At 65.7% G+C, this 7112-nt stretch carries 5 protein-coding genes; 3 read left to right on the forward strand and 2 right to left on the reverse strand.

Annotated features, from left to right (window positions below):
- Positions 1-117 precede the first annotated feature (117 nt).
- Both DDF70_RS37725 and DDF70_RS34785 read left to right on the forward strand, forming a co-directional pair.
- A complete protein-coding gene (locus tag DDF70_RS37725) occupies positions 118-348 on the forward strand; it encodes a hypothetical protein (RefSeq protein WP_205772593.1) in 231 nt (76 codons plus the stop codon).
- Positions 335-3037, forward strand: a complete 2703-nt coding sequence (locus tag DDF70_RS34785) for a GAF domain-containing protein (RefSeq protein WP_114949083.1) — start codon at positions 335-337, stop codon at positions 3035-3037. Before DDF70_RS37725 ends, DDF70_RS34785 begins: the two co-directional genes overlap by 14 nt.
- A 138-nt stretch (positions 3038-3175) precedes the next feature.
- Here the strand turns inward: DDF70_RS34785 and DDF70_RS34790 are convergent, their stop codons facing one another.
- Both DDF70_RS34790 and DDF70_RS34795 read right to left on the reverse strand, forming a co-directional pair.
- A complete protein-coding gene (locus DDF70_RS34790) occupies positions 3176-3940 on the reverse strand; it encodes a Crp/Fnr family transcriptional regulator (protein ID WP_114949084.1) in 765 nt (254 codons plus the stop codon).
- 65 nt (positions 3941-4005) lie between these two features.
- Positions 4006-4296 carry a hypothetical protein gene (locus DDF70_RS34795; protein ID WP_114949085.1) on the reverse strand — a complete coding sequence of 97 codons (291 nt, stop codon included), beginning with the start codon at positions 4294-4296 and terminating at the stop codon, positions 4006-4008.
- Positions 4297-5160: 864 nt separating this feature from the next.
- Between DDF70_RS34795 and DDF70_RS34810 the strand changes: the two genes are divergently transcribed.
- A partial coding sequence (locus DDF70_RS34810) for a PAS domain-containing protein (protein ID WP_114949088.1) occupies positions 5161-7112 on the forward strand: 1952 nt, incomplete at its 3' end.

Consider the following 7112-nt stretch of genomic DNA (forward strand, 5'->3'; position numbering starts at 1 on the left):
CGTCAGGGAGCTTCGGGCAAGAATAAGCCAATGGCAGTCGCGCCAGTATAATCCAGGTTATACAGCTCCGGATCGCGATGCGCTAATGTTCATGGCACGTTCCGGCGGCGCTAGGCAGTGGTGCATTCGCTGATCCGCAAACCGGATCTGGACGAGCTGATGCGGGCGGCCCTGTTCAATCCCAACGACCTGCATCTCGACCGCGAGGGGCGCCATCGCGATGCCAATGAGACTGAGGTGCGCCCTCTGACCCTAGCCCCATTCGCCGATCTGCGGCAGGAGGCTGAAGGCGTCAGGTCCTGCGACCAACATGGGGGCCTTACAGGAGGTCAGTATGACCACGGCTGACGGCCGAAACAGGACACCGGCCGGACTTGACGACAGTCTAATCACGGAGGAGTTGGCCCGGCGCTCATCCCATGCGCCGGACTATGAGGCCGAGAACCGGGCCCTCGCCGCCCTGGCCCAGGAGATGACCGCCAACCCGTGTGACGTGCTCCAGAAATGCGCCGAGCTGGCGGTGGCGCTGTGCCATGCCGACTCCGCCGGCATCAGCCTGCTCGAACCCGGGGAGGAAGGGGTCTTCCGCTGGCACGCGGCCGGGGGCGGGCTGGCGGCTCAGGCCGGCCGGACCGTGCCACAGGAAACTTGCCCAAGTGAGGCGGTGATCGCCCGCGACAGCGTGCTCCTGTTCCGCGAGGGCGAGCGGCTCTTTCCCGGCATGAGGGGCATCGGACCGCCTGTCTACGAGATCCTGCTGGCGCCCTGGCATGCGTACGGCGAGCCAGTCGGTGCGCTCTGGGCGATGAAGCATACGCCCGAGGGGCAGTTCGATGCCGAGGATGCCCGCCTGCTGCAAAGCCTCGCCCACACCGCCGCAGCCGCCTACCAGACGACCGATGCCCTGGACAAAGCGGAAGCCGGCCGCACGGACCTGGAGCGGCGGGTGGCGGACCGCACCCGCGCCCTCTCGGAAGCCCATGCAAGCGTCCAGACAAGCGAGGCGCGCCTGCGGGCGGCGCTGGAGATCGAGACGGTCGGAGCGATCTATCTCGATCCGGACGGCAGGATCATCGAGGCCAACGATGCCTTCCTGGCCATGGGCGGCTACAGCCGTGCGGATCTGGAGGCGGGCCGTCTCACCTGGCAGGCGCTCACCCCGCCGGAATGGCGGGACGTCTCCGAGCGCGCCTTCGCGGAGCTGAGGGCCACCGGGCAGATCCCGCCCTACGAGAAGGAGTACTTCCGCCAGGATGGCTCGCGGTGGTGCGCACTGTTCGCCGGCAAGCTGCTGCCGGATGGCACGATCTTCGAGTTCGTGCTCGACATCACCGCCCGCAAGCAGGCGGAGCAGGCGCTCGCGGCCGAATTGAAGGCGATGACGCGGCTGCACGAGGTGAGCCGGCAAGTCGTCGACGGGGCCGGTCTCCCGGCGGTGCTCGACGCGATCCTGGACGCCACCATCGAGCTGCACGGCGCCGACTTCGGCACCATCCAGCTCTACGATGAAAAGACCCGGACACTGCGTATCGCCGCCCAGCGCGGCTTCCAGCAGCCGTTCCTCGACCACTTTGCCAAGGTCGGTGCCGTGGAGGCCTCGACCTGTGGCATGGCGCTGGCCCGCCGGGAGCGGGTCACGATCGAGGACGTGGAGCAGGATCCCGCCTATGCCCCAAGCCTGGCGGTGGCGCGTGAGGCCGGCTACCGGGCGGTGCAGTCGACCCCGCTGGTCACACCCTCCGGCGAGATGCTCGGCATGCTCTCGACCTATTTCCGCCAGCCCCACCACCTGTCCGACCTCGATACCAAGCTCACCGATGTCTATGCCCGTCTGGCGGCGGAGGCCATCGCCCAGGTGCGGGCGGAGGCGGCCTTGCGGGCGAGTGAAGCCCGGCTGGCGCACGAGCTCGAGGGTGCCCGCCAGCTCCAGCGGTTCAGCTCGGAGCTGCTCGTGGAACAGCACCCGCAAGCCCTCTATGAGCAGCTTCTCGACGCGATGATGGCGATCATGCGCTCACAGGGCGCGAGCATGCAGATTCTTGATCCCGACGTGAAGATCCTGAAGCTGCTGGCCTGGCGTGGCTTTCACCCGGATGCGGCGGCGTTCTGGGACCGCGTCGACTGCAACTCCGCGAGCACCTGCGGCGAGGCGCTGAAGACGGGCCGACGGATCCTTGTGAGTGACACCGAGGCCTGCGCGTTCATGGCGGGCACCGAGGACCTTGCGGCCTACCGCCTGTCCAACCTGCGGGCGGTCCAGTCGACGCCGCTGCGGTCCCGCACCGGGCGCGCGCTCGGCATGGTGTCGACCCACTGGCGCGCGCCGTACACGCCAAGCGCAGATGACTTCAGCCGCTTCGACGTGCTGACCCGGCAGGCGGCCGATCTGATCGAGCGGGCGCAAACGGAAGCGGCCCTGCGCGAGAGCGAGACCCAAGCCCGGCTGCTGCTGGCCGAGTTGCAGCACCGGGTGAGGAACACGCTCGCGGTGATCCGCTCGATTGCGGGCCAGACGGCGGAGACCAGCGAGACGGTGGCGGACTACGCCATGCACCTGGAGGGGCGCATCGACGCCTTTGCGCGGGTGCAGGCGGCTGTGACGCGCGATCCCAGCGCCGGGATTGATCTCGCGTCTCTGGTGGCCGAGGAGTTGCTCACCTGTGCCGCCCGGGAGGGCAAGCAGTTCCGCCTGTCGGGACCCGCCGTTCGCCTCCAGCCCAAGGCGGCCGAAACCGTAGGGCTGGCGATCCATGAGCTGGCGACCAACGCGGTCAAGTATGGGGCACTGGCGAGCCCGAAAGGGCACGTGACGGTGGCCTGGCGACTGGAGGATCGGGAGGGCGACCAGCGCCTGCGGATCGATTGGACCGAGACGGGGGTGTCGGTTGTCTCACTTGCGCCCCGGCGCAGCGGCTTCGGGACCGAGCTGCTGACCCAGACCTTGCCGTACCAGCTCAGGGGAACAGCGACGCTGACGTTCCAGCCCGGCGGGCTCGAATGCATCATGGATCTCCCAGCCAGGGGAGTCTTGCAGTAGCGGAAGACTGCGGATTGGTGCGTGAGGCCCACGGGTGGGCGAGTTCTCTTTCCGTCCTCGTCGATAATGCGCGAACCCATACTCATCCAGGGTCGGTGGTGGAATGGAGGGCTTACAGCAGGTACAGGGCAGGGACTGCTAACCAGGGCTCTGATCACGAGGGCGGTCGATCCACTCCCCTGATCCGTTCCCCTCGTGCTCCAGGTGCAGGTAACTCGGGTTGAACAGTGACAGGCTCGCGAGCCGATCCAGGTCAAGGATGGTCAGGCGGTGCCCCTTCAGGGTGATCAGCCCTTCGGCCCGAAGCGCCTGGAGCATGCGGTTGGTGTGCACCATCGTGAGCCCGGTCGTATCACCCAACTCGGTCTGGGTCACCGGGAAGTCAAAGCTCAGCCCCTCCGTCAGGCCGACGGCACGAAGCCGCACGAACATCTCGCAGACGAGGTGGCCCACGCGCTCCAAGGCATCGCGTTGGCCCACGTTGACCACCCACTCGCGCGTGATCGCCTCGTCCACCAGCGTGCTCCACCACAACGCCCGCGCGATCCGCGCATGGCGGTCGGTGAGCTCGATCATGGTCTCCGCCGCGATGATCGCCACGGTGGCCGGCGTGATCGTGCCGATGCAATGGTCCATGCGCTTGAGGATGAAGATGCGCTGGTCGCACAGGTCGCCAGGAACGAAGTAGGCCATGATCTGGCGCTGCCCGTCGGCCAAGATCTTGTAGCGGCAGGCCCAGCCGGTGAGGATCAGGTAGACGCCGTTTGTGGGATCACCTTCGCGGACCAGGTCGGTGTGGGCGGCGACGGCCTTGTGCTTCTGCACCAGGGCGTCCAGCGCCGTTCGGTCGCCCTCTGGCAGGTCGACGTAATTGCTCAGCTTGCGAACTAGTGGATTCATCATGCGGGCATCGTCTTTCTCATCGTTCCTATCCGGTACAACCAGACCGTCTCCTCTTTGGCTTCCGTCTAGGCTTCGATCTCGCAAAATACCCGGACCTGCTCTTCGAGCAGGGCGAGTTCCGCCAGAGCCAGCGCCCGCCGCTTCTCGTGGTGAAGCCGCAACCGATCGAGCATCTCCCGCTTGAGCGTCGCATCGCTGGGACTGCGCTGAAGCGCATCAACATTCTTCTCGTAGGCGAATTCGATGTCCGCCAGATCGGCTAGCAGCGCTTGCAGACGGGGCAGCAGGTCTGGCGGGTAGGTGCGACCTGTCCTTGGTCCGACAGGTAGAACAGAGCGCTTATCTTGGGTGAACATGATTTCTCCCTTCATGCCTATGGGTGTCTGGAAATCACGCCGGGATCAGGCTGTGCGCCGGTTTACCTCTAGGCTGTCCAGCACTTTGTGATTGTTCTGGTTGGCTGTGTTCAGCCAGCGCTCGGCTAAATGCGCCATCTCATGCCACTCGCCCGAGGCTTCCTTGCCTAACCCTCTGCATGAACCCACCCCGTGAGCGCCCCCGCCGAGATCAGGTCCCGGCACTGATGACGCTAGAGATGCCTGCTTCAGGGCCTCGGCGCCAAACAGGCGCACCAGCGGTTCAATCTCAACGAGAAGAATGGTTGCGGACTTTTCGGCTGATCCGATGGGCGACACCGAGGCCACAGCCTGCCCCTCGTCGGGTTGTCGCTGAAGTCCGGGAACCGGACGGGGATTCACCTGTGTTATTAACCTAGATTGTTAACCCGGCCGCCTGAGATCGGTTCGAGCTTTGCTGTTGCGGATTGCGCCTGCGCACGGTTGAGCCGCGGGATTGCGGCGGCGCTTGATTGGATTGGGTTCTTTCCCAAGGCGCTCTGCCGTGGGCGGGCTCGCATTGAGCAGACCATAGGCAAACTCAAGCGCTTCAAGCGCATTGCTTTACGCCGCGAAAAGACTGACGAGAACTACGGCTCATTCGTTGCTCTTGCTCTGAGCTTCATCCTCATCAAATCCGTCCACACGACCTGGTGGCACCAGGCTGACCTTAGCCTTACTTCCGCAATGGAGCCGCGAGGCGACCTTCACGTGACCTCGGTTGAGGACTCAGATTGACCCCGAGCTGCCCTTTGATCATCCTGTGTCAGTTCCTGATCCTTGGGGCGGTGCGAGCGTTGTCATGGGGCGCTCTAGGAGACTGCAATGGCCAGCACTGCCGGGTCCGATCTCCCGATTAAGGGGGTCGATGACGTCCTGATCACGGCCGAGCTGGCCAGCCGACCCTCCCGCACCCAAGACTACGAAACCGAGAGCCGAGCGCTCGGGCTTTTAGCCCAGGAGATAGCCACCAATCCAGGCGGCGTGCTCCAGAAATGCGCCGAACTGGTTATGGAGCTGTGCCATGCGGATTCCGCCGGCATCAGCATCCTGGAGCCCGGCGGGACAAGCGGCATGCTCCGCTGGCACGCTGCAGCAGGCGGGTTTGCGCCGAACCTTCATGGCACCATGCCCCAGGAGGCGAGCCCCTGTGGGACGGTGATGGAACGCAACCGCGTTCTTCTGTTCCACGAGGCGGAGCGGTTCTTTCCGGCCCTCCGGGGTGTCGAGCCCCGCATCTACGAGAACCTGCTTGCCCCCTGGCATGTGAACGGCGAGGCGGTCGGCACTCTTTGGGCCATCAGGCACACCCCCGAGGGACGGTTCGATGCAGAGGATGCGCGCGTCCTGCAAAGCCTCGCCCGCTTCGCCGCGGCCGCGTTCCAGATGACCTCGGCCCTCGACGATGCCACAGCAGAGCGGACCGAACTGGAGCAGCGCACCAAGGCCCTGCACGGGATCGAGGCGCGGCTCCTGTCCGCCATCGATCTTGTCGGTCTGTCGCCCTACACCTGGGATCCGGCCACGGGAGCACTGGGCTGGGATGCCCGGCTCAAGGCCATGTGGGGGCTGCCGCCTGATGCTTCTGTCGACCACGAGGTGTGGCTATCTGGCATTCATCCCGAGGATCGCGCTCAGGTCGATGCCGCGCTTGCCCATTGTGTCGACCCCACAGGTGACGGTCTCTACGCCATTGAATATCGCGTGATCGGGATCAGGGATGGGGTCGAGCGCTGGGTTTCCACCCACGGCCGGACCACTTTCGAGCATGGCCGTCCCGTTACATTCATGGGAGCCGCCTTGGACATCACGGAACGCAAGCGAGCCGAAGCCGCCCTGCGTGAGAGCGAGGAGCGCTTCCGGCAGTTCGCCGAGAATTCCAGCAGCACCCTTTGGATCCTGAACTTCGAGACAATGAACCTCGAATACCTGAGCCCCGCCTTTGAGACCATCTGGGGCGAAACAATCGAAAGCACGCTTGGCGATCCCAGCCGTTGGAGCCGCTTCCTCCATCCGGATGATCGAGAACGTGCGCGAGACGCGCTCGAACGCGTCAGACTGGGCGACATCAGCACCGAGGAGTTCCGCATCATCCGGCAGGACCGGGTGGTGCGCTGGATCCGCAACATCTTCTTCCCCATGCGTGACGCGCAGGGCCGGATCCGCCGCGCCGGCGGCGTTGCCCAGGACATCACCCGCCATGACGGGCGCTTCGTCTATGTGGTCGATGCCGACGAGCCCTCGCGTCAGGATCTGACGCGAGGGCTGCGCGACGCCGGCTATGACGTGAGAGCCTTCCCGTCCGGCAAGGCGTTCCTGGAGGCGGCCCCGGCGCTCGCGGCCGGCTGCGTGGTGCTCGACATGCGTCAGCCCGAGGCGGGTGGCCTGACCATCCCGCGGGAGCTCAAGGCCCGGCGCATCGGCCTGCCGGTGATCGTGCTGGGCGCGCTCCAGAGCGATGTAAAGTCTGCGGTGCAGGTGATGAAGACCGGCGCGGTGGACTTCCTGCCGGTTCCCTATGCTCCGGATGAGCTGCTGACCGCCCTTGCGTCGGCCGCCGCTGACATTTCCCAGGCCGACGAGCACGACCAGGAGGCCAACCGGGCCCGCGGGCTCATCGCCGAGATGCCGGTCCGCGAGCGCGAGGTCCTGGAGGGCCTGCTGGCCGGCCAGACCAACAAGCAGATCGGCCGGGCCATCGGCCTCAGCCCGCGCACGGTGGAAACCCACCGCGCTCATGTCATGCAGCGCCTGGGCGCCAGGACGATCCCTGAACT

It is taken from the genome of Microvirga calopogonii (genome assembly GCF_003347665.1).
Taxonomy (GTDB): Bacteria; Pseudomonadota; Alphaproteobacteria; order Rhizobiales; family Beijerinckiaceae; genus Microvirga; species Microvirga calopogonii.